A 21776-nucleotide genomic window follows, 5' to 3' on the forward strand; every position below is an offset into this window, starting at 1 on the left:
CTTGCCCGTGCACGCTCCCCATCGGACCGGACCGATGGGACCGGACGGGCGGTTACTACGGGCGTTTTCTCATCTGCCCCTGCCTGTCGGCGCGGGGCAGGGAGACGGGTGACGTTCCCGGACTGCTCACGTTCCACCAGGGCTTGCATCAGCTCCAGGTCGAGCTCGGCAACGATCCGCCGTGGTGCGAAACTGACGGCCTGCTCATGCGCGAGATTCTCCGTGACTGCCGCCAGCTTCTCCTTCAATGCGCTGTACTTGTCGGTCAGCTCCTGTGTCGATCCGACCCGTGACACTGCCGACGAAGAAGTCCCCGGCCACCGGAGCCGCCGCGACGGTGAGCTGCAGCGGCTGGAGCCACAGCAACTTGGACGACGGTTCCGGTCGCTCCTCGGGCACGGACGCCTTGAAGTCCGGCCCCTACGCGGCCTGTTCGAACACGGGCCAGACGTACGCCGGGACCCTCCTCTACTACCACTGCTACACCGGCAACGACTACGGCAACACCTGGACGTGGGCGCGGATCGCCGGCACAAGCACCGAAGGTTGGTTCTCCGACGACAACCTCCCCATCAACTCTGACCAAATCACGCGGGGGACCACCCACCACTGCTGACCCCGGCCGCGCTCACTGGCCCAGCACCGGCGTCACGACGAGGAGCATCATCAGGCACGCGCAGTCCGATGCCATCCACCCGTGCGCAGCCCGGGGCCCGTAGCTCGCTCTTGAGTGCCGGCGGTGCCCGGCCCGCCTGCTGCCGCGGGTGGCGGCCGGGGACCGGCGGGATGCTCACGGGATGTGCAAGGCCGCTGGCTCCTGGCCCGGTCCGGGGCGGTGCACCCCCCGTGGCCGGTACCCCAGGCGGTCCGACTCCCCCACCAGATCTGCCAGCAGCCAGACGATGGCCAGCCACATCTCCGTTCCCTGCAGGCCCGGTTCCGGCCCCGGCCCCGTCGTGCCCGGTCCGAACCCGAAGCCTTTGCCGTCCTGCCACATCGGCAGGGCGGTGGTGAGCCGCTGTCCGGCCCAGGCCCGGATCTCGGCCGCCCGGTAGGTGCCGCCGTCTTCGCCGCTGCCGCCCAGCTGCCTCGTGCACAGCCACAACGGGTGCGCCACGTCCAGTACGTTGCAGGCGTTCTCGCGGCCCGCGCCGAAGTAACGGGCGTCCCGGCTGTGGTCCAGCACCGCGTCCACGACCCGCTCCGGATGCGGGACGGGCATCGCGAACTGTGCGAAGGAACCCCGCGTGAGCCGGTAATAGCCGTTCACCACCTGGAGACGGCCGGTGGCGGCCGAAGGGCTGCCCCACATACCCGTCCAGGGGTCGGCCCGGGTCAGGAGCCAGCCGAAGAGGGCTTCGAGTGTGCCCGGAACCAGAGGGGCGCCGGCGGGATGTCGCAGGTTCCAATGGGCCGCTGTCGCCCAGGAGTCGATCCAGGCGCCCGCCCCCCACGCACCGTCCCGCCAGGGCAACTTGTCCAGGCGTGCCATGAGCTCATCTGCCGTCATGCTGCTGACACCGTAGATGGGCCGGGGGAAGGAAGCGCCCAGGAGATCCAGCGCGTAGCCCACCGACAGGACGTGATAGAGCGCCGGGCCATCGGCGATGAAGCCGTCACCGTCCACGCAGGGCACCTGCCCGCCGAGTTCGGGTACCAGACCGCTCGCCTCGTCCTGGAGGGATGTCAGACGCTCGATGTGCTGTGTCCTGTCCAGTTGCTCAGGGACGGACGACAGCAGCAGGTCAGCGATCTCCACGGCATCGCAGTGGGCCCGCACGGTAGGTGGAGCACCGGGGCGGTCGGTGTAGTGAACGCCGTCCCAGCAGCGGGCCAGGATGCCGGCCGCCTGTGCCCGGGCGGTGTCGGCGAAGCGGGCCAGGGCATCACCCTCACCCCCACCGCCGGCCGCAACGGGCTTCCGTCCCCGTTCGCCCCTCTCGCGCCGGTCTCCCATCGGCCGCGCCGGATTCCCTGCAGCCACCGTCCACGCCGGCAGGTCCTTCGTCACCACCGCCCCCGCACCGATCACACAATGGTCGCCCACTGTCACACCGTCGACGATGACCACATGAGAGCCGATCCACACGTCATCGCCGACGGTGATGCCTCGGCTGGTCTGGGGCTGGCGGAAGACCGGCTGATCGGGGGCCATCGAGTGGTTGAAGCCCAGAAGCGATGTGTGAGCGCCGATACGTACGCCGGTGCCCAGGGAGACGGTGCCGCGGACCACGGTGAACGGGTTCAGCGTGCAGTTCGCGCCCGTGGTCAGAGTCCCGGTGACGTAGGCGTATGCGGCGATATACGAATCGTCACCCAGCCGCAGAAGATCAGGGAATACCCCCGCCGAGTCCGCCACATAACAACGCTCACCCACCGCGCTGTCCCCTCCGAGGGAGGCTTGCCGTTCCCGCTGAAGAGCCCGCCCCTCCTCACTCGCCTCTCCATCAAACAACCACGGACAGTAGTCGAAACGTCCAGCGAAGCCGCCAGTAGTCCCGCCGGAGAAACCCTCGGACATCTGCTCCCGGTCACCCATGGAAAACACACTCATACCCTCCACCCGAACCACCCCGGACTCCACCCACCCCATACCCACCCACCACCTCACTCCCACGGGGCGCGGCCGATGGGCCCGGGTAGCGACATGGTGGAACGGCACGGGCACGGAGACCGTCAACCTGGGCTGGCCGGTGGCCGCGACCGGGGACGCCGGCAGCGACGAGTGAGCCCGGCACCGGGCGGCGTCGGCATCATGGGGCGCCCGCGCCATCGGCGAGTAGCTGCTCCAGCACGCGGACGGCCTGGCGGTCGGGAACCCATCGGCGAGGACTGTCGGCCGCTGACCGGCAAAGGGGAAAAAACCGCGAGCTTCTGCTGGTCAGCAGCGGTCGTTCTGGGGATGCCGCGCCCGGTGAGGGGCCCGGAGCCGGGCAGGCAGCGGGGTCTCGCCGTTTCCCGGTCGGCTCAGCACGGTCGTCCGGTGCGGTTTCGCCGTCAGGGGCGGCCGAGGGCGTTGGTCACGAGCTCGCGTGCGTACGTGGCATCCAGGCGACCGGGTCGGAAGAGAATGCGGTACATCATCGGCGCCACGACCCGGTCGATCACTCGTTCCGTGTCAGGCACGGCCTCTCCGCGCCGTGTCGCACGGTTCAGGACGGTGTCGATCTGCTCTGCGGCGTAGGCGGAGCACTGGCCGGCGTTGGTGCCGTCCGGATCACCGAGGAGCGCATCCCTGATGTACGCACGCCCGGGCGGTGAGGCCATCTCGTCGAGGAACTGCTCCGCCCATGCGTCGAGGTCGGCGCGCAGGCTGCCGAGGTCGACGGGGTCGGTCTCCGGGCGCAGCCGTTCGACTGCGACATCGGACAGGAGTTCCTGCAGGTCGCCCCAGCGGCGGTAGATCGTGGAGGGGGTCACGCCGGCCCGGGCGGCAACCAGGGGAACGGTCAGTGCTTCGCGGCCGTGCTCGCCGACGAGTTCGCGGACCGCAGCATGGACGGACTCCTGCACACGGGCACTACGTCCGCCGGGGCGCGTCATGGGCTTGGGGCTCATACGTTCCATCTTAATGCGAATATATTGCTTCTAGTCGCCCCGTCCCGTTCCCGGCGACAAGGCCACTGCACCATCTGACGTCGGCGACCGAGAAGGTCTGCCGCGCGCCCCGGGGCGCGCACGAGCCGCCCGGGGGCTTCCGCCGCGGCGACAGCATCCACCATCCGGTCCAGATGGGGCATCCGGATCTCTGCAGCTGCGTGGACATCGCAGCTGAACTTGCCACCAGGACCCGGCACCGGATGCTCGACTCGCTGGCCGGCACCTCGACCCTGCTGCTCGGCAGGCACTTCCCGGCGCCGACCGCCGGTCACGTGCGGCGCGAGGGGAATGCGTACCGGCTGGCGCCGGCCGTACCCGGGGTCGCAACGGCCCGGGGTTGAACCGAGGGCCAGTCAGGTGGGCCGTATCTGCCGCCCAAGGGCAACGGCGTTCACCCGGTACGGAACAAGCCTCTGATCTGTGCCGATACAGGGCCGAGGCGGGCGGGGAGCCGTCACTTCCCGGGATCAGCCTGGTAGATGCAGGAACCTCGCAGCATCGCGGCGCGTCAAGTTCTGACATGGAAAGACAGACCAATCCGCCCTGGATGGCAGGCTGCTTGGCATTGCTCGCAGGGGCGCTCGCGGGCTACGGCGCCTACCGGTTGTCCCGCGCGGCGCGCCGGACCTGCGCCGTCATCCTGCGGGAACACCCGAGCCTGTTAGATCTGTGGACCTGGGAAGCGCCGCTGACGGTCCTCGCGGCGGGATTCACGGGCTTGGCCGCGTGGGCGCTGCCCGTGGGCATGCTGCGACATCAGAAGCGCCGGCACCTGAACTTGTTGATACCACCTGCGGTGTGCCTGGCAGCGCTGATCGCCCTGACCTTGGTGCACTTCGCCTGGCTGGGGACCCCGCTCGGGGTGGGGAACGACACCAACGGCAACTGCCCCCTTGACAATGTCCCACCCTGGTGGCCCGGGTGGCTGCCTACGTGAGGCCGGAGACGGACCGTGGCCATCTCCTGAGCTGCACACTCCAAGGTCGAGTACGGAAGGCTCTCGCGGGTTCGCCCCTGGCTCAACCCGCGCACCGGGGCACGGCAGTGGACGCCGGAGGGCGCGCCATGCATGACGTCCGCGGATGTGACCTGCGGGCGTCACCCTGAAGCCGGAGTAAACCCCTGGATCAGATCGAACCCGTACATGGCATTTTCCTGGACGCGACCATGGGTGCCGGTGCGGGGAGGCTCGGCGGGGCGGGGGCGAAGGGTCCGGCGGTTCCGCCGGGGAGGGGTGCACGACCTTTGGCCCGGGTTTGGCTGCCGTGTGCGCGCTGTGATGGAGTCGGATGGTCGATGGAGTCGGGCTGTCGTACGTCGGCGGCGGTGGCCGTAGAGCGGGAATGGGGTGGCATGGCCCGTGTGATCGTCCCGTTGCCCGGTGAACGGGGCTTGGCGGTGCAGCCGCTGGCCTCGCCTCAGTCCGTGGAATGGGTGAGGGAGCTGCTGGCCGGCGGCTGGGCCGTGGTGTTCGTGCCCGGCGAGCCCGACCGGCTGGGACGGCTGCACGTGTGGCAACCCTCTGATGCGGTGCCCGCCGCGCCGGCGCCGGAGGGTGCCGAGGCGGGGCGCATCGAGCTGGTGCTGCCGCACGGTCGCTCGGTACGCCGCCGCGTCATCGCCTCGTACGCGGTCTCTCCGCCCGTGGCGGTGGCCGCCCTGCTCGGGGCCACGCCCACGCATCCGTCCGCCGCCGCCTGGGCGGCCGCCGCGCGGCTGACGCTGGGCATGCTGGCCGAGGGGCGCCTGTATCCGGCGTTGAGCGAGGCCGCGTACGACGCGTGGAGGGTCGGCCCGTACGACACCGCGTGGCGGCGAGCCGTCGACGAGCTGGCCGCCACCTTCCCGCCGCACGCGCACTGCCTTCCCCTGCCAGGCACCGCTCCGCTGCGGATCGCCGAACCGGCCGCCCTGATCCGGGACTTCGCGGACGCCGTCGCCGACGCGCTGGCCCGCACCCCGGCCGCCCCGCTGGCCCTCGGTCATCTCCCCTACGCCTGGCGAGAGATGCGCCCGGTGCCCGAGCTGCGTACGTGGGCGCAGGAGACCGACGCGGCCCTGTCGGCCAAGGTCACCGTCAGTCTGCGCGTCGAACTGCCGGCCGGGAGACGGCGGCGCTTCCAGGCGGTGCTGCAGCTGCACACCGCCGACGACCCCGCCCTGGTCGTCGAGGCCGCCGACCTGTGGGCCGATCCGGCCGCCGTACAGTGGCAGTTGGGGCCACGCGCGGAAACCGAGACGCTGCTGGCACTGCGCCGCGGTGCCCGCGCCTGGCCGCCACTGGAGCGGCTCCTGGAGGAGGCCGCGCCCGACCGGCTGCCGCTGAGCGACGACGAGGCCCTGGATCTGCTCGGGGATGCCACCGACTCCCTGCGCGGCGCCGGGATCGCCGTGCACTGGCCGCGCGAGCTGGTCAAGGCGCTCACCGCGCGGGCCGAGATCGGCCGGCCGGGAGCTCCGGGCTCGGCCGCGCCCGGCCTGCTGGACGCCGACAGCCTGCTCGACTTCAGCTGGCGGATCGCACTCGGCGACGAGCTGCTCACCGAGGCCGAGCTGGAGACCCTCGCCGAAGCCCGCCGGCCGCTGATCCGGCTGCGTGAGCAGTGGGTGGTCGCCGATCCGAAAATCGTCGCCCGCGCCCGGCACCGCCGCATGCGTCCGCTCTCCCCGATGGAGGCACTCACCACCGCCCTGACCGGCGAGGCGGAGGCGGACGGCGAGCGTGTTCCGGTACAGGCGGCCGGAGCGTTCGCCGCGCTCGTCGACCGCATCCGCGACCCGCAGGTGCGTGAACCGGTGCCCCAGCCCACCGCATTGAAGGCCACCCTGCGCGGCTACCAGCTGCGCGGTCTGGCCTGGCTGGCCGACATGTGCGAACTCGGCCTCGGCGGCTGCCTCGCCGACGACATGGGCCTGGGCAAGACCATCACCCTGCTCGCCCTCCACCTGCACCGCCAGCAAGATCCGGCCACCGCCGGGCCCACCCTGGTGCTCTGCCCCACCTCGCTCCTCGGCAACTGGGCACGCGAGGCCGCCCGGTTCGCGCCCGGCACGCCCCTGCGCCGCTTCCACGGCGGCGACCGGCACCTCGACGACCTGGCGCGCGGCGAGATCGTCCTGGTCACCTACGGCGTGCTCCGCCGCGACCGCAGGCGACTCGCCGACGTCCCCTGGTCGTTGATCGCGGCCGACGAGGCGCAGCACGCCAAGAACCCCTACAGCACCACCGCCCGCGAACTGCGCGCCCTGCCCGCCCAAGCCCGCGTCGCGCTGACCGGCACCCCGGTCGAGAACAATCTCTCCGAACTGTGGGCGATCCTCGACTGGACCACCCCGGGCCTGCTCGGCCCACTGCCCGTCTTCCGCGACCGGCACGCCCGCCCCGTCGAGTCCGGCCAGGACCCACAGGCCGCCGAACGACTGGCCCGCCTGGTACGCCCCTTCCTGCTGCGCCGGCACAAGTCCGACCCGGGCATCGCCCCCGAACTCCCGGCCAAGACCGAGACCGACCGCGTCGTCCCCCTGTCCACCGAGCAGACGAGCCTGTACGTGGCGGTGGTGCGCGAGACCATGGACACGATCCGCACCAGCGAAGGCATCGCGCGGCGCGGGCTGGTCCTCAAACTCCTCACCGCGCTGAAGCAGATCTGCAATCACCCCGCCCAGTACCTGCGCCAGAACGGTCCGCTGGACTCCGGCCGCTCCGGCAAACTCGAACTGCTCGACGAGCTCCTGGCCACCATCACCGCCGAGGGCGAGTCCGTCCTGGTCTTCACCCAGTACACGGCGATGGCCCGGCTCCTCGAACAGCATCTGGCCCAACAGGGGCGGGCGCCGCTCTTCCTGCACGGCGGCACACCGGTGGCCCGCCGCGAGGAGATGGTCGCCGCCTTCCAGGCCGGTGAAGCACCGGTCTTCCTGCTGTCCCTCAAGGCCGCCGGCACCGGCCTCAACCTCACCCGCGCCACCCACGTCGTGCACTACGACCGCTGGTGGAACCCGGCCGTCGAGGACCAGGCCACCGACCGCGCCCACCGCATCGGCCAGGACCGTCCCGTACAGGTGCACCGCCTGATCACCGAGGGAACCGTGGAGGACAAGGTGGCAAGGCTCCTGGAATCCAAGCGCGCCCTGGCCGCATCCGTCATCGGCTCCGGTGAGGCCGCGCTCACCGAACTCGGCGACGACGAACTCGCCGAACTCGTCGCTTTGGCCGGGCGGTCATGAGCCCGGCCCGGCGCCGCGGTGGCCGCGCCTTCGCCGCCACCTGGTGGGGGCAGGCATGGGTCGGTGCGCTGGAAGACTCCACTCTCGACTCCGGCCGCCTCTCCCGCGGCCGCACCTACGCCCGCCACAACATGGTGGGCGAGGTCACCGTCTCCCCCGGCGTCGTCAAGGCCCCCGTCCAGGGCAGCCGCCCACGCCCGTACCGCACCTCGGTCCGCGTCCCCACCCTCACCGACGCCCAGTGGGACACCCTGCTGGACGCGATCGCCGCCCGCGCCGGGCACACCGCCGCCCTCCTCGACGGCGAGATGCCCCAGGGCCTCGTCGACGACGCCCACACCGCCGGCGTGCCACTGCTGCCCGGGCCCACCGAACTCGACCCGGACTGTTCCTGCCCCGACTGGGGCCACCCCTGCAAGCACGCCGCCGCCCTGTGCTACGCCATCGCCGCCGACGTCGACGCCGACCCCTTCGTCCTGTTCGCGCTGCGCGGCCGTACGAAAGAGCAGGTCTTCGCCGAGCTGCGCCGCCGCCGCACTCCCCCGGCCGCACCCGACAGCCCATCCCCCGCACCCGGGGGCATCCGCGCGGCCACCGCGTACGCCGACTGGAACACCGCCCGCCCCGCACCAGCGGCCCCACCCCAGCCCGCGACCTCCCGCACCCCCGCCCTCACGACGGACCCGCCCCCGGCCTCGGGCCCCTGTGCCGACGACCTGCAGCGCCTCGCCGCCGACACCGCCACCCGTGCCGCCCTCCTCCTGACCGGCGACGCGAGGGCCCTGTACCTCACCCGACGCCAGGACGCCCTGCGGATGGCCGCCGCCCACCAGGACGTCACGTGGTTTCACGGCCTGCAGGCCGGCACCGGGCTACGCCCGAACCAGTTCGCCCGCCTCGTACGGGCCTGGCGCCACGGCGGCGCCGCAGGCGTCACCACCGCCGAGCAGCCCCACAGCCCCGACCCCACGGTCATGGCCACCGCCCGCACCGCACTCGCCCGCACGCTCGCCGAGATCCACGGCGACGATGGCGCCGCGCCCGCTCTGCGCACCTGGCGCAACCGGCTGACCATCGACGCCACCGGCCTCCAGCTCCGCCTGGGCCCCGACACCCGCTGGCACCCCTACCAGGAGATCGACGGCGAATGGTGGCCCTGCGGCCCCGCCCACCCCGACCCGGCCACCGCCCTCACCGACGTCTGGGACAAACGCCGATCACCCACCCCGTCCGACCCCGGATCTCTTGAATAAGCCCAGCTGAGCGGCACCTGATCCGCAGCTGCGCGTACCGCGACAAACGGCCCGACGCAGCGCCGAGGAAGACCGGATGACGCTCCGGTGAACCCGGGACGTCAGCATTTCGTCATGAGTTGCGGGCCCCGTCCCCAGCCCGTACCGGCCTACGGTCGGGACATGCGTGACCATCCACTCCCCACCTCCCCCGGTTTCTGGCGCAGCCCGCTGCGCAGCCGCTGGTTCACCTCAGTGCTCGGTATCGTGCTGCTCGGTGGGATCACGGTGCTCTTCGTCACGGGCCTTGTGTCGTACGCCGCCTACAACCCCGGCCTGTCGCCGGTGAACGACAAGACCCCGGACAAGGGCCTGCTCGGCTTCTACCTCTTCGCCTGGCCGACCGACCCGCCCTGGCTCTACCGACTCACCCAGGGCGTCCACGTCACCCTGGGCATCACACTGATCCCCGTACTGCTGGCAAAACTGTGGTCGGTCCTGCCGCGCCTGTTCACCCTGCCGCCCGTGCGATCCCTCACGCACGCGCTGGAGCGGATCTCGTTGCTTCTGCTGGTCGGGGGCGCGCTGTTCGAGTTCATCACCGGCGTACTGAACGTCCAGCTCGACTACCTCTTCCCCGGCTCCTTCTATCCGCTGCACTTCTACGGGGCCTGGGTGTTCTTCGCGGCGTTCGTGACACACGCGGTGCTGCGGATGCCGGCCGCGGTCCACAATCTGCGCCACCTGCGCGACGAGGAGGGCGGGCTCGTCTCCCCGAACCCCGCCCCGCCCACTGTCTCGCGCCGCGGCGCCCTCGCCTTCGTCGGCGGCGGCTCCCTGCTCCTGCTGGCCACGACGGCGGGCCGAAGCTTCGACGGACCACTGCGGGCGACAGCCCTGCTCGCTCCGCACGGCGGTCCCGAACCCGGCCCGGGACCCGGCGGCTTCCAGATCAACAAGACAGCCGTGTCACGCGGGATCAGCATGACCGAGACGAGTGACCAGGCATGGCGTCTGGTCATCGAGGGGCCCGGACGGACAGTCCGGCTGAGCCGGGCAGAACTGCTGCAACTCCCCCTGCACAGCGCCGCGTTGCCCATCGCGTGCGTGGAGGGCTGGTCGACCTCCGACCAGTGGTGGCGGGGCGTACGCCTGCGGGATCTGGCGGCGCTCGTCGGGTACAAGACCGGCGCGGCGCCCGACGTGATGGTGGAGTCGCTCCAGCGGCACGGGGCGTTCCGCCGGGCCGCCCTGCGCGACAACCAGGTGCGCGACCCGCGTTCCCTGCTCGCCCTGTTCGTCAACGGCGAACCCCTCACCCCCGACCACGGCTACCCGGCGCGAATCATCGTCCCCGCGGCGCCCGGCGTACTCAACACCAAGTGGGTGGACCGAATGACGTTCGGAGAGCTGTGATGCGAGGACATGTCATGCGACGGCTTGTGGTGCGCCCGCGCGTAGGCAGCCCACTTCAACTCCTGCTCCTCCTGGGATCGTTCGCGCTCGCCGGGTACGCGGGTGTACGGCTGCTCGCGGACGACTGGCTCTCTGTCGTGCTGTGGTTCGTGGGCGCTGCGCTCGTGCACGACCTGGTGCTGCTGCCCCTGTACGCAGGCGCGGACCGGCTCGTCGCACGAGGGCTGGGCGTGGCCGGCCACCGGGAGTGGACGGTCTTCGTGCGCGTCCCGGCGGCGCTCTCCGCCCTACTGCTGCTGATCTGGTTTCCGCTGATCAGCGGGCAGGTGGCAGACCACTACAGCTCGGCCACCACCCTGTCCGGCGACGGATTCCTGTCCCGCTGGCTCCTGATCACGGCGGTGCTGTTCGGCGGCTCGGCGGTGGCGCTCCTGCTGCGGTCCCTGCGGTTGCGCCAGGCGGCGAAGGAACGGCCACCGGTCCCCCACTGACGCTGCGGGCGCCAGCCGAGGAGCAGGCTGATGACGGCACCGCCGCCCCGGGCGCGCATGTGCCGCAGCTCGTGCTTTATGCGTGCGGGCCCGGACGCCGCGGATTGATGACCCCGACACGGTCGAAGCGTTCGGCGGGCTCCTCGGCGACATGGCTGGGCGGGATCTGGATGCCGACCTGGTCGTGGGCCTACGACCGACCGCCGAGCTCCGGCCCCTCGCGCCGGCGGTCCAGGTAACCGATGGCCGGGGCCGCCATGCCCCCGTGCAGCACCACCGAGATCACCACGGTGAGGGTCACGATCGCCCACAGCTCTTTTTCCAGCCCTCCGAAGGAGTCCTGCCCAAGGGCGTAGGACAGGTAGAACAGCGAACCGATTCCCCTGATCCCGAACAGGGCGACCACGGCACGCTCCTTCTTTCCCATGGCGGCCCGTCCCTGTGCCAGCCACCCGGTCAGCGGCCGTACGACGAGCAGCACCAGCACGCCCAGCACCGCACCCCTCAGCGACAGGGCGGACAAGGCGCCCGCCACCAGATAGCCACCGAGCAGGAACAGCAGCACGGCCGTGAGCAACCGCTCGATCTGCTCGGTGAACCCGTGCAGCACCTTGTGGTAGCCGTGGCTGCGCTCGGCCGCCCGGATGACGCAGGCGGTGACGAACACGGACAGGAAGCCGTAGCCGTGGAGCACCTCGGTGATGCCGTACGACACGAAGGTGGCACCCAGCGCCACAAAACCCTCCATGTGCTCGGACAACCGCAGCGCGGAGGTACGCACCCGGAAGAACATCCACCCCAGCACCCAGCCGACACCGCCCCCGACGGCCAGCCCCACAGCGCACTTGCCCAGCAGGTCGGTCAGCGCCCAGGAGCCGATCCACTCCGCCGACCAGCCCGTCCCGGCCGCCGCGGCGAGAGCGATGGCCGCGTAGACGAACGGAAACGCGAGTCCGTCGTTCAGCCCGGCCTCACTGGTCAGGGAGAACCGCACCTCGTCCTCGTCCTCCTCGCGCTCGGTATCGAGCGGCTCACCCACGCGCACCTCACCGGCCAGCACGGGATCCGTGGGCGCGAGGACGGCCCCCAGCAGCAGAGCGGCAGCGGGCGGCCAGTCGAGCAACCCCCAGGCCAGCAGGGCAACGACCGCCACGGTCAGCGGCATCGTGATGCCCAGCAACCGCCACGTACTGGACCACCGGCGCCATCCGAAGGGCCGGTCGATGGCCAGCCCTGCACCCATCAGCGACACGATCACACACACCTCGGTGATGTGCTCGACCCACAAGCGATCACGAACAGGATCCACGGCCGGTACGCCCACCGGCAGCAACTCGGTCAGAACCCCCGCGGCAAGGAAGACCATGGGCAGGGACAGCGGCCGCTTGGACACCACCTGAGGCAGCACAGCCGCCACCAGCGCCCCCAGGCCCAGACAGACGTAGACCCCGTCCGAAAGCGTCACGGCGACCTCCTGCTCGACCCGATCATTCCCAGGCCACGTGGGTACCCCGTCCGCACCGATACCTCGCCCGAGTACGTCCCCAAGCTCACTGGACTGCCCGATTGCGGCTGTCGAGGGGAAGGCCGATCCACTCGGGCGTGGTGGGCGACCCGTCCCTCGCAGCCTTGAGTGAGCCCGGTCTCACCTGGGCAGCGCCGCTTGGCTATGCAACGAGTTGCATAGCAGGATCGCGGTATGGCGCTCGAGCACGCGATCCTCGTCTCCCTGCTGGAGAAGCCGGGCTCCGGCTATGAGCTGGCCCGGCGGTTCGAGCGGTCCATCGGATATTTCTGGACCGCCACGCACCAGCAGATCTACCGCGTTCTCAAACGCATGGAGAGCGAGGGACTGCTCGCCGTCCGCGAGTTGTCACAGCAGAGTCGACCGGACAAGAAGGAGTACTCCGTCGTAGGCCCCGGCCGCTCCGCCCTCTCTCGGTGGCTGCACGAATCCATTCAGCCCGAGAGCATCCGGCACGACCTCGCGGTGAAGATCCGCGGCGCGGCCTTCGCCGACCCGTCCGTGCTGGTCCGCGAGGTCGAACGGCACCGCCAGATGCACAGCGAACGGCTCGCGCACTATGTGGAGGGGGAACTGCGCGACTTCACCGGCCCGGCGGCACCCACACCGCTCGACGCCGGTCAGGAACTGCAGCATGTCGTGCTGCGCGGCGGCATCGCGTACGAGCGGATGACGATCGCCTGGCTCGACGACGTACTCGCCACCCTCCGGCGGCTCGGCACGTCACACCCGCACCCCTGAAGAGCCGCGCACCGCCGCCCGCGCTCCCGCGACCTTCAGTCCCGCACCCTCATCAACCCGCTACTTCCGGAAGGCGGACCTCCATGGCCGACCCCCTTCTCTTCAACCCCCACACGTACGACCCGGCGCACTTCGACCCCGAGACCCGCAGGTTGCTGCGGGCCACCGTCGACTGGTTCGAGAACCGCGGTAAGCGCCAGCTCATCGAGGACTACCGGTCCCGTGCCTGGCTGGCCGATTTCCTCGCGTTCGCAGCCAAGGAAGGGCTGTTCGCCACCTTCCTCACCCCGGCCTCCGCCGCCGGGGATAAGGACCAGCGCTGGGACACGGCGAGGATCGCAGCTCTCAACGAGATCTTCGGGTTCTACGGTCTCGACTACTGGTACGCGTGGCAGGTGACCATCCTTGGCCTGGGACCGGTCTGGCAGAGCGAGAACACCGCGGCTCGCACGCGCACGGCGGAACTCCTCGCCCAGGGTGAGGTGTTCGCCTTCGGTCTCTCCGAGAAGACCCATGGCGCCGACATCTACTCCACCGACATGCTGCTGACGCCGGACGGCAACGGCGGCTTCAAGGCGGCGGGCTCCAAGTACTACATCGGCAACGGCAATGCCGCCGGGCTCGTCTCGGTCTTCGGCCGGCGCACCGACATCGAGGGCCCCGAGGGCTACGTCTTCTTCGCCGCCGACAGCCGCCACCCGGCCTATCACCTCGTGAAGAACGTCGTCGACTCCTCGAAGTACGTCAGCGAGTTCCGCCTCGACGACTATCCGGTGGGCCCGGACGACGTCCTGCACACGGGCCGCGCGGCCTTCGACGCCGCCCTCAACACCGTCAACGTCGGCAAGTTCAATCTCTGCACCGCCTCGATCGGCATCTGCGAGCACGCGATGTACGAGGCGGTCACCCACGCGCACAACCGCATCCTGTACGGCCGCCCCGTCACCGCGTTCCCGCACGTGCGCCGCGAGCTGACCGACGCCTACGTCCGCCTCGTCGGTATGAAGTTGTTCAGCGACCGAGCTGTCGACTACTTCCGCTCCGCCTCGTCGGACGACCGCCGCTATCTGCTGTTCAATCCGATGACGAAGATGAAGGTGACCACGGAGGGCGAGAAGGTCATCGACCTGATGTGGGACGTGATCGCCGCCAAGGGCTTCGAGAAGGACACCTACTTCGCACAGGCCGCCGTCGAGATCCGGGGCCTGCCCAAGCTTGAGGGCACGGTGCACGTCAACCTCGCGCTGATCCTCAAGTTCATGCGCAACCATCTCCTGAACCCGGCCGAGTTCGCGGCCGTGCCCACCCGCCTCGACGCGGCTGACGACACGTTCCTCTTCGAGCAGGGACCGGCCCGTGGCCTTGGCTCCGTGCGCTTCCACGACTGGCGCCCCGCCTACGACGCATACGCGGGGGTGCCCAACGTCGCTCGCTTCCGGGAGCAGGCCGACGCCCTGTGCGAGTTCGTCACCACCGCAGCACCCGACGAGGGGCAGAGCCGCGACCTCGATCTTCTCCTCTCCGTCGGCCAGCTGTTCGCGCTGGTGGTGCACGGCCAGCTGATCCTGGAGCAGGCCCGTCTGACGGACCTTGACGAGGAGGTGCTCGACGAGTTGTTCTCCGTCCTCGTCCGCGACTTCTCCGCCACCGCCGTCGAACTGCACGGCAAGGACTCCGCCACTGCGGATCAACAGCGCTGGGCGCTCGGTGCCGTCCGGCGTCCCGTCGTCGACGAAGCGCGTTCGGGGCGCGTCTGGGAGCGTGTGGAGGCACTGTCCGGGGCGTACGAGATGACGCCGTGACAGCCTGCCCAGGGGACCGCGTCGACAGGTGACGGTAGGGGTCCCCGGGAGCAGTAGAGCTCCTCGGGCGTGTTCCGAAAGCGGCGGCGTCCGCCCGCGGGCCGGACGGGACTTTCGTAACACGCCCGAACCGCTGTCGGTCTCCTCCGGCCGGTCCCGGCCGCCGTCTCCGCTGTCCCGGCCGTCTCCGTCGCTGCCGTCGAGCGCCCGTGCCGTCTCACGCAGAGGCAGCATCGTCAGGGTCTCCCGCGCCTCGGACGGCTTCGGGCTCCCGGCCGGCCTGTGGTGAGGCATCGCGACGGGCAGGCTCCGCAGCAGCGCGTCTTGTGAGCTGCGGCCGGCATGGCTCGTGGGTGGGGCCGCCGCCGGAGGACGGTCAGGGGTGTGCGCCGCAGCCGCAGCCCGTCATCGTCGCGCCCTCCTGTGGCGGCGGGGTCTGCGCGGCGGCGACTTCCACCGCCGCGAGCAGCCGCCGGCGTTCCTCCGGCGGGATCCACCTGCCGTCGACGACCACGCCGTGAATGCGGCGGGTGTTGCGGATGTCACGCAGCGGGTCGGCGTCGAGGACGAGGAGATCGGCGGCCTGTTCGCGGGCCACGGTGCCGACGGCGGGCAGGCCGAGGGTGCGGGCCGCGTCCCGCGTGGCCGCGCGCAGGGCCTCGGCCGGAGTGAGGCCGGCCGCCACGAGCAGCGCCAGCTCGTCGTGGAGGGCGAAGCCCGGGACGAGGTATCCGGTGCCGGTGTCGGTGCCCGCCGCCAGACGCACTCCCGCGTCGTGCAGCTCGTTCACCAGCCGGAGGCGGTGCTCGAAGATCCGGCGGATCTGGCGGGCCTGTTCGGGGGTGCGCCCACCGGTCAGGGCCGCAAGTTGGTCCGGCCAGCTCTCCACCTGCCAGGCGGGCAGGTACTTCCACTCATCGGCCCCGGACGCGACGTCGTCGGGCAGCTCCAGCGTGCGGTGCACGCTGAGCGTGGGGACCACCGCGGTCCCGTCGGCCGCCAGGCTGCGGAAGAGGGCGTCCGCCGCTTCCCGGTCATAGCCCTGCACCGCCCGCCATTCAAGGGGGTGCACCTGCTGGAACCAACTGTGGTAGCGGGACAGGCTGCTGGGGTCGCGCGGATCGATCCTTACGGCGGCCAGACGGCGCCGTATCTCTTTCTCGTGGCGTGAGGTCGCCAGGAGCAGCGCGTGCAGGTGCTCGATGGTGCGGTGGCCGGTGGCGCTCGCCTCCGTGATCCCTACGGTGTCGGGGCAGTGCCCGAGGTGGGGGATGCCCTGGCGCCGGGCCTCGTCCGCGATGGCGAAGTAGGCCTCGCGGGACAGGCGGGAGTACACCTTGACGAAGTCCGCGCCCTCGCGTTTGACCCGCCGTACTCTGTCGGACACGGGGCGAGAGGACAGTGCGGCCAGACGGTGGCTGTGGGGGTGTTGCTGGGACCACCGGGGTCTCCCCGCCGCTGGGGTTGCCCCGCCTGTGAACCGGCGCCGGCCGCAATGATCACGCCGCCTCGCCCCTCTCGCCTGCCCTCTCACCAGGGCGGTCCCCGGTCAGTGCAGCACTGCCGAGCTCTGCGAGGGCCCATGGCCACGCTGAGGGTCGATGGCCACACTTCTGCAAGGCGCTGAAGGACAATCGCTCTTGCACACAGCCGCCCGCCCTCCCGGAAGGCTCCCATGCCCCATATGACGCCCCGCCCTCACCAGGCCGAAGCTGTGGACAGCGTGGTGAGACACCTCCAGTCCCCCCTTGGCGGCCGCCTGCCCTCCCAGGGGTTGAGAACGCAGGTCATCGCCGCCACCGGGTCCGGGAAGACACTGATCGCTGTGGAAGCGGCACGACGTCTGGCCGCACGGCGTGTGCTGGTCCTGGTGCCGACACTCGACCTGCTGACGCAGACGGCTGCGGCCTGGCGCCGTGGCGGACGGCAGGGTGCGATGGTCGGAGTGTGCTCGCTACGGGCAGAGGACAGCGACGGCATCCCCTGCACGACCGATCCGGACGAACTGGTGGCCTGGGTTGGGGATAGGGAGACGGTGACGGTCTTCGCGACGTACGCCGCGGTCGGGCTGGGCATCCTGCAGCGGGCGCACGCGGCGGGTCTGGCGGTGTGGGACCTGATGGTCGTCGACGAAGCCCACCGCACCAGCGGGGACGCGGGCAGGCCGTGGGCGGCCGTGCACGATCAGGCCCGGGTGCCCGCGGCCCGTCGGCTGTACATGACCGCCACCGCCCGGATCTGGGAAGCCGACGGTGACCGGCCACGGCTGGTGGCCAGCATGGACGAGGACAGCGCCGTGTTCGGGCCGGTGGCCTACAAGCTCAAGCTGTCCGAGGCGATCCGGCGGGGGCTGGTGGCGCCCTATCAGGTGGTGTGCGTCGATATCCGCGACCCTGCGCTGCACGCCGCGATGGCGGCCGGGCCCGGCGGTTCAGCGGCGGTCCGCGGGGCACGGCTGGCTGCGTTGCAGACAGGACTGCTGACCGCGGCGGCCGACGAACGGCTGCGTCGCGTCCTGGCCTTCCACAGCCGGGTGAGCGAGGCCGAAGCCATGGCGACCGGCACGCCCGGCGTCGCCGTGGAGCTCGCCCGAGCGGAACCGGGCCGTTTCCCGCCGGCCAGGCAGGTGTGGGCGGACTGGCTGTGCGGGGAGCACTCCCCTGCTCGCCGCCGCCGCGTACTGGAGGAGTTCGCTTCCGACTTCCTCAGCGACGGCGCCGCACAGGGCAGGGATGTTCCGGCCACGGTACGGGTCCTGAGTTCCGTCAAAGTCCTCGGAGAGGGCGTCGACACAGCCTGGTGCGACGCGGTGTTCTTCTGCGACGCGCGTGGCTCGATGGTGGACATCGTGCAGATGGTCGGGCGCGCCCTGCGCCTGCAACCGGGCGAAGGGAAGCTCGCCTCCCTGGTGGTGCCGGTGTTCCTCGGACCGGACGAGGAAGCGGACGACATGCTGACCTCAGACGCCTACGGGACCCTCGCGAAGGTCCTCGGAGCGCTGCGGGCCCACGACACCGACACGATCGAGGCACTCGCCGACCCCCGCGCCCGCAGCGGCAGCCCCGGCCGCCCCGCAGACGGTGAACGGACCGGCGCAGAGGCAGTTTTCGACGCCCGACACGACGCCGGCCAGGCCCACGTGGCCCAGCGGGCGGAGGACGACGGCGCCGCGGCGGTGAGCGCCGCCGCGGCCGGGCTGCTGCGGTTCAGCGAAGACCGCTCCCCCGCCGTCCTCGCCCAATTCATGCGGCTGCGGGTGATCGACCCGGAGAACGCCTCCTGGCGGCGTGGCATCGAGGCCGCCACCAGATGGCTGCACGAGACCGGCAGTACGGAGCTGCGCGTGCCCTACACCTACACGGGGCCGGCCGGCTGGGCAGGAGTGGGCGGGTATCCGCTGGGGGTCTGGGTGGCCGATCAGCGCAAGTACTACAACGACGGGACCTTGGAAGCGGAGCGGGTGCGGGAGCTGGAGGGGCTGGGCATGGTGTGGTCGCACCATGACAGTGCGTTCGAGGAAGGCCTCACCGTCGCACGGGCCTGGGCAGCCACACATGACGGCATGTTCCTGCCATCGGCCACCGCCATCGGGGAGGGAGGATTCCCCATCGGTGTCTGGGCCAAGAACCAGCGGGCCGCAGCCCGCAGGACACGGCACAACTCCGAACGACGTGCCGCAGGGGAAACACTCGCCGGCACCGGGGAAATCCCCAGGAACCGCCTGGAGGCGCTTGAGGCCATCGACCCCGGCTGGTGCCCCCTGGGCTGGGACGTCGCCTGGCAGCGCTGCTTCCGGCTTGCTCTGGCCCGCGTCCAGGCCGGCGACACCCTGCCGGCCGCCGCGGGCGAACTCATCGTCCACGGCGAAGACATCGGCGCCTGGACCGCCACGCAACGGCTGATCTGGGACAAGCTCCTGCCGGCGCAGCGGTGGCTCCTGGAAAACGCCCTCGGCCTCGACCCCATCCGGGAGGAAGAGCAGCCCATGCGGCACACGCAGGACGCCAGATGGGAGATCAGCCTTTCCGCGGCGAGGCAGTTCCACACCCGCGAAGGCCACCTCACCGTCCCGCGCAAGCATCTCGAACGCCTGGCCGATGGCACCGAGGTCAAGCTGGGTGGCTGGTTGGACAACACACGGCGCAGGGCCGCCAAACTCACCGCACAGCGACGGGCCGACCTCGATGCCCTCGACATGAGGTGGTAGCCACCCGGCCTGGTGCAGCTGCTGACGGTTTCCGGGCCGGTCCCACTGGGCCGGCCCGGCCGCATTGCGTTGTGGTGGCCGACGTCGGCACGGACGTCATCGCTCAGGAAGGCGTCCGGCAGGCGGAGGAAGCGGACATCGACGTCGCCCCGGCGCATCCCCGTGCCGGTTGGTCTTCACCATGCGTTCCGGCGCGTCCTCGGACCGTTGATCCCGGGAAGACAGTTCCGTTCCGATCCGTTGAGTGCGATGGCACGGCCGGTGTGTGGCCAACCGGTGCGTGGCCGTCCGAGGCCTGTCCGAACGAGGAAGAGCGGTGATCACGCGATGAAGGCCGTGCGGTTCCACGAGTATGGCGGGATCGATGTGCTGCGGGTGGAGGAAGTGGAGCGGCCGGCGCCCGGCCCCGGGCAGGTGCTGGTCGAGGTGCACGCGGCCGGGATCCAGCCCGGCGAGGCGATGATCCGCGAGGGTGCGCGACACGGACGCTGGCCGTCGGTGTTTCCCTCCGGGCAGGGCAGCGATCTGGCCGGCGTCGTGGTGGAGACCGGTCCGCAGGTGCGCGGCTTCGCGGTGGGCGATGAGGTCCTTGGTTTCACCCATGCCAGGGCGAGCCATGCGGAGTTCGTCGTGGTCGACGACGTGAATGTGGTCTCGCGTCCGGAGGGGCTGTCCTGGGAGGTGGCCGGGTCGTTGTACGTGGCAGGCACGACCGCATACGCCTGCGTGTTCGCGGTGGACCCCGGGCCGGCCGACACGGTCGTCGTGTCAGGTGCGGCGGGCGGTGTCGGGTCCCTCGCCGTGCAGCTCGCGCGGCGGCGCGGCGCCACGGTGATCGGGCTGGCGAGCGAGCGGAACCACGCCTGGTTGAAGGATCGCGGTGTCGTCCCGGTCGCGTACGGGGAGGGAATGGCCGAACGGATCCGGCAGGCTTCCGGCGGGAACGTGGACGCGTTCATCGACACGTTCGGCGACGGCTACGTGGAGCTGGCGGTGGAGTTGGGCGTGCAGCCCGAGCGGATCAACACGATCCGCGATTGGCAGGCCGCGGCCAGGGTCGGCGCGCGAACCTACGGAGAAGGCGCGGCAGCGTGCGCGGTCGTTCTCGGCGAGCTGGCCCGGCTTGCCGCGCGCGGGGAACTGGAGGTGCCGATCGCCCGCACCTATCCGCTGGAACGGGTGCAAGACGCGTTCCGCGAGCTGGAACAACGCCGAACCCACGGCAAGATCGTTCTCCGGCCCTGGGCCGTTTCTGATGGCTCTTGGTGAGTTGGGTGGATCTCGTGGGACGGCCACCTGGGCCCGGGCGCCTCTCGGATTCCGCGGCCGAATCTCATGGCAGCGGGATGTGCCGGAGAGCGTGAGGCGCCCCGCCTGCCGTCTCAGTACAGTCAGTTCTCATGACCGACACCGAGAGCGAGATCACTGCAGACCTGGTGCGCGACCTGCTGCAGGAGCAGCATCCAGACCTCGCGGGGCTGGCCATCCGCGAGGTGGCGGGCGGCTGGGGCAACCACATGTGGCGTCTCGGGGACGAGTTGGCCGTGCGTATGCAGCGTATGGACCCCACCCCGGAGCTCCAGCTCAAGGAGCGGCGGTGGCTCCCCGTGCTGGCCCCTCGTCTGCCGCTCCCGGTGCCGGTTCCGGTGCGGTTCGGCGAACCGTCCGAGCGCTTCCCCAAGCACTGGACCGTCATGACGTGGGTTCCCGGCGAGCCGCTGGACCACGGTTCGATCAGCCGCGGCGAGCACGCGGCCGACACGCTGGCGGGCTTCCTCAGGGCGCTCCACGTGGAGGCGCCCGCCGAGGCACCGACCAGCTCGGACTTCGGCGCTCACCCCAAGAAGTGCACGGACGGCTTCGACTACTTCTTTGAAGCCGTTGTCCCCGGCGGCATTGCCGACGAGGTCAGGGCCGTCTGGGACGATGCCGTCGCGGCCCCCGGGTGGGAGGGGCCGCCGGTATGGGTGCACGGCGACCTCCATCCCGCGAACGTCGTCGTCTCGGACGGAACGCTCTCGGGCATCATCGACTTCGGTGCCCTGTTCGCCGGCGATCCGGCCTGGGACCTCGCGGCCGCATGGGTGCTGCTCCCCGTGGGCACGGCCTCACGGTTCTTCGACATGTACGCGCATGCGGACGAGGCGGCGATCCGGCGCGCCCGCGGGCTGGCCGCCATGAAGAGCCTCTTCCTGCTTCTCATGGGGCAGAACGGTGATCGGGGCCTTCCCGGCGGCAAGCCGCACTGGGGACCTGCGGGCCGGGCGGCACTTGATCGTGTTCTGAAGGGCGTTTAGAGCACGCGCCTTTGCACTGTTCTCGATCTCGGTTGCGGGCCGTGTGGCAGCCACCTTCGTGGGTGCAGCGATCACCACGCGTGGTGGGGATGCCGGCATCCCCGGCCGTAGGCTGCCCGCGACTCCGATCGAGCCGGCGGAGGTTCTTCTCGGCGCCGGCCAGGCTGACCTGGAGACCTTCGGCCTCTCCGAGCCGGTCAGCGCGAGTTTCACGTTGTCTTCGCGGGTGGCGTCACCG

General features: G+C 70.8%; 15 protein-coding genes. 11 read left to right on the forward strand and 4 right to left on the reverse strand.

What is annotated here, in order from left to right:
- Positions 1 to 289 precede the first annotated feature (289 nt).
- Positions 290 to 616 carry an SH3 domain-containing protein gene (locus ACZ5VD_RS30155; RefSeq protein ID WP_468683876.1) on the forward strand — a complete coding sequence of 109 codons (327 nt, stop codon included), beginning with the start codon at positions 290 to 292 and terminating at the stop codon, positions 614 to 616.
- A 174-nt stretch (positions 617 to 790) separates the two neighbouring features.
- On the opposite strand, the gene ACZ5VD_RS30160 is transcribed toward ACZ5VD_RS30155, so the two are convergent.
- Positions 791 to 2521: an acyltransferase gene (locus ACZ5VD_RS30160; protein WP_468684000.1), complete on the reverse strand. Its 1731-nt coding sequence runs from the start codon at positions 2519 to 2521 to the stop codon at positions 791 to 793.
- A 476-nt stretch (positions 2522 to 2997) separates the two neighbouring features.
- The gene (locus ACZ5VD_RS30165; RefSeq protein ID WP_468683878.1) at positions 2998 to 3558 is read right to left on the reverse strand and encodes a TetR/AcrR family transcriptional regulator; all 561 of its coding nucleotides are present in this window, start codon (positions 3556 to 3558) and stop codon (positions 2998 to 3000) included.
- Between the two features lie 562 nt (positions 3559 to 4120).
- Here ACZ5VD_RS30165 and ACZ5VD_RS30170 point away from each other — a divergent pair.
- The 5 genes from ACZ5VD_RS30170 to ACZ5VD_RS30190 all read left to right on the forward strand — a co-directional run bounded on the left by ACZ5VD_RS30170 (position 4121) and on the right by ACZ5VD_RS30190 (position 10966).
- On the forward strand, positions 4121 to 4537 hold the full coding sequence (locus ACZ5VD_RS30170) for a hypothetical protein (protein ID WP_468683880.1): 417 nt from the start codon (positions 4121 to 4123) through the stop codon (positions 4535 to 4537).
- A 416-nt stretch (positions 4538 to 4953) separates the two neighbouring features.
- Positions 4954 to 7827 (forward strand): DEAD/DEAH box helicase, encoded by a 2874-nt coding sequence (locus ACZ5VD_RS30175; protein ID WP_468684002.1) that lies wholly within the window; start codon positions 4954 to 4956, stop codon positions 7825 to 7827.
- A complete protein-coding gene (locus ACZ5VD_RS30180; RefSeq protein ID WP_468683881.1) occupies positions 7824 to 9080 on the forward strand; it encodes an SWIM zinc finger family protein in 1257 nt (418 codons plus the stop codon). The genes ACZ5VD_RS30175 and ACZ5VD_RS30180 overlap by 4 nt, the downstream gene beginning before the upstream one ends.
- 162 nt (positions 9081 to 9242) lie before the next feature.
- Positions 9243 to 10475, forward strand: coding sequence for a molybdopterin-dependent oxidoreductase (locus ACZ5VD_RS30185; protein ID WP_468683883.1), 1233 nt, complete (start codon positions 9243 to 9245; stop codon positions 10473 to 10475).
- Positions 10476 to 10489: 14 nt separating this feature from the next.
- The gene (locus ACZ5VD_RS30190) at positions 10490 to 10966 is read left to right on the forward strand and encodes a hypothetical protein (protein WP_468683884.1); all 477 of its coding nucleotides are present in this window, start codon (positions 10490 to 10492) and stop codon (positions 10964 to 10966) included.
- A gap of 190 nt (positions 10967 to 11156) precedes the next feature.
- Here ACZ5VD_RS30190 and ACZ5VD_RS30195 read toward each other — a convergent pair whose 3' ends face one another.
- The gene (locus ACZ5VD_RS30195) at positions 11157 to 12431 is read right to left on the reverse strand and encodes a cation:proton antiporter domain-containing protein (protein ID WP_468683885.1); all 1275 of its coding nucleotides are present in this window, start codon (positions 12429 to 12431) and stop codon (positions 11157 to 11159) included.
- Positions 12432 to 12665: 234 nt separating this feature from the next.
- Here ACZ5VD_RS30195 and ACZ5VD_RS30200 point away from each other — a divergent pair, with 234 nt between their 5' ends.
- Positions 12666 to 13232: a PadR family transcriptional regulator gene (locus ACZ5VD_RS30200; RefSeq protein WP_468551687.1), complete on the forward strand. Its 567-nt coding sequence runs from the start codon at positions 12666 to 12668 to the stop codon at positions 13230 to 13232.
- Between the two features lie 83 nt (positions 13233 to 13315).
- Positions 13316 to 15034 carry an acyl-CoA dehydrogenase family protein gene (locus tag ACZ5VD_RS30205; RefSeq protein ID WP_468551686.1) on the forward strand — a complete coding sequence of 573 codons (1719 nt, stop codon included), beginning with the start codon at positions 13316 to 13318 and terminating at the stop codon, positions 15032 to 15034.
- A gap of 376 nt (positions 15035 to 15410) precedes the next feature.
- Here the strand turns inward: ACZ5VD_RS30205 and ACZ5VD_RS30210 are convergent, their stop codons facing one another.
- Positions 15411 to 16421, reverse strand: coding sequence for an amidohydrolase family protein (locus tag ACZ5VD_RS30210; RefSeq protein WP_468683887.1), 1011 nt, complete (start codon positions 16419 to 16421; stop codon positions 15411 to 15413).
- Positions 16422 to 16718: 297 nt separating this feature from the next.
- On the opposite strand from ACZ5VD_RS30210, the gene ACZ5VD_RS30215 reads away from it, so the two are divergent.
- The 3 genes from ACZ5VD_RS30215 to ACZ5VD_RS30225 all read left to right on the forward strand — a co-directional run bounded on the left by ACZ5VD_RS30215 (position 16719) and on the right by ACZ5VD_RS30225 (position 21538).
- Positions 16719 to 19241 (forward strand): helicase associated domain-containing protein, encoded by a 2523-nt coding sequence (locus ACZ5VD_RS30215; RefSeq protein WP_468683888.1) that lies wholly within the window; start codon positions 16719 to 16721, stop codon positions 19239 to 19241.
- A gap of 327 nt (positions 19242 to 19568) precedes the next feature.
- The gene (locus ACZ5VD_RS30220) at positions 19569 to 20510 is read left to right on the forward strand and encodes an NADP-dependent oxidoreductase (protein WP_468683889.1); all 942 of its coding nucleotides are present in this window, start codon (positions 19569 to 19571) and stop codon (positions 20508 to 20510) included.
- A gap of 131 nt (positions 20511 to 20641) precedes the next feature.
- Positions 20642 to 21538 (forward strand): aminoglycoside phosphotransferase family protein, encoded by an 897-nt coding sequence (locus ACZ5VD_RS30225; protein ID WP_468551682.1) that lies wholly within the window; start codon positions 20642 to 20644, stop codon positions 21536 to 21538.
- Positions 21539 to 21776: the final 238 nt, after the last annotated feature.

The organism is Streptomyces sp. NPDC032822 (assembly GCF_055578825.1).

What these genes read in the sequence shown, in the direction of transcription:
- ACZ5VD_RS30180 (WP_468683881.1), top strand. Translation starts at nt 7,824, where the DNA reads ATGAGCCCGGCCCGGCGCCGCGGTGGCCGCGCCTTCGCCGCCACCTGG.
- ACZ5VD_RS30175 (WP_468684002.1), top strand. Translation starts at nt 4,954, where the DNA reads ATGGCCCGTGTGATCGTCCCGTTGCCCGGTGAACGGGGCTTGGCGGTG.
- ACZ5VD_RS30220 (WP_468683889.1), top strand. Translation starts at nt 19,569, where the DNA reads ATGAAGGCCGTGCGGTTCCACGAGTATGGCGGGATCGATGTGCTGCGG.
- ACZ5VD_RS30165 (WP_468683878.1), bottom strand. Translation starts at nt 3,558, where the DNA reads ATGAGCCCCAAGCCCATGACGCGCCCCGGCGGACGTAGTGCCCGTGTG.
- ACZ5VD_RS30215 (WP_468683888.1), top strand. Translation starts at nt 16,719, where the DNA reads ATGACGCCCCGCCCTCACCAGGCCGAAGCTGTGGACAGCGTGGTGAGA.
- ACZ5VD_RS30190 (WP_468683884.1), top strand. Translation starts at nt 10,490, where the DNA reads ATGCGACGGCTTGTGGTGCGCCCGCGCGTAGGCAGCCCACTTCAACTC.
- ACZ5VD_RS30205 (WP_468551686.1), top strand. Translation starts at nt 13,316, where the DNA reads ATGGCCGACCCCCTTCTCTTCAACCCCCACACGTACGACCCGGCGCAC.
- ACZ5VD_RS30170 (WP_468683880.1), top strand. Translation starts at nt 4,121, where the DNA reads ATGGAAAGACAGACCAATCCGCCCTGGATGGCAGGCTGCTTGGCATTG.
- ACZ5VD_RS30200 (WP_468551687.1), top strand. Translation starts at nt 12,666, where the DNA reads ATGGCGCTCGAGCACGCGATCCTCGTCTCCCTGCTGGAGAAGCCGGGC.
- ACZ5VD_RS30160 (WP_468684000.1), bottom strand. Translation starts at nt 2,521, where the DNA reads ATGTCCGAGGGTTTCTCCGGCGGGACTACTGGCGGCTTCGCTGGACGT.
- ACZ5VD_RS30185 (WP_468683883.1), top strand. Translation starts at nt 9,243, where the DNA reads ATGCGTGACCATCCACTCCCCACCTCCCCCGGTTTCTGGCGCAGCCCG.
- ACZ5VD_RS30225 (WP_468551682.1), top strand. Translation starts at nt 20,642, where the DNA reads ATGACCGACACCGAGAGCGAGATCACTGCAGACCTGGTGCGCGACCTG.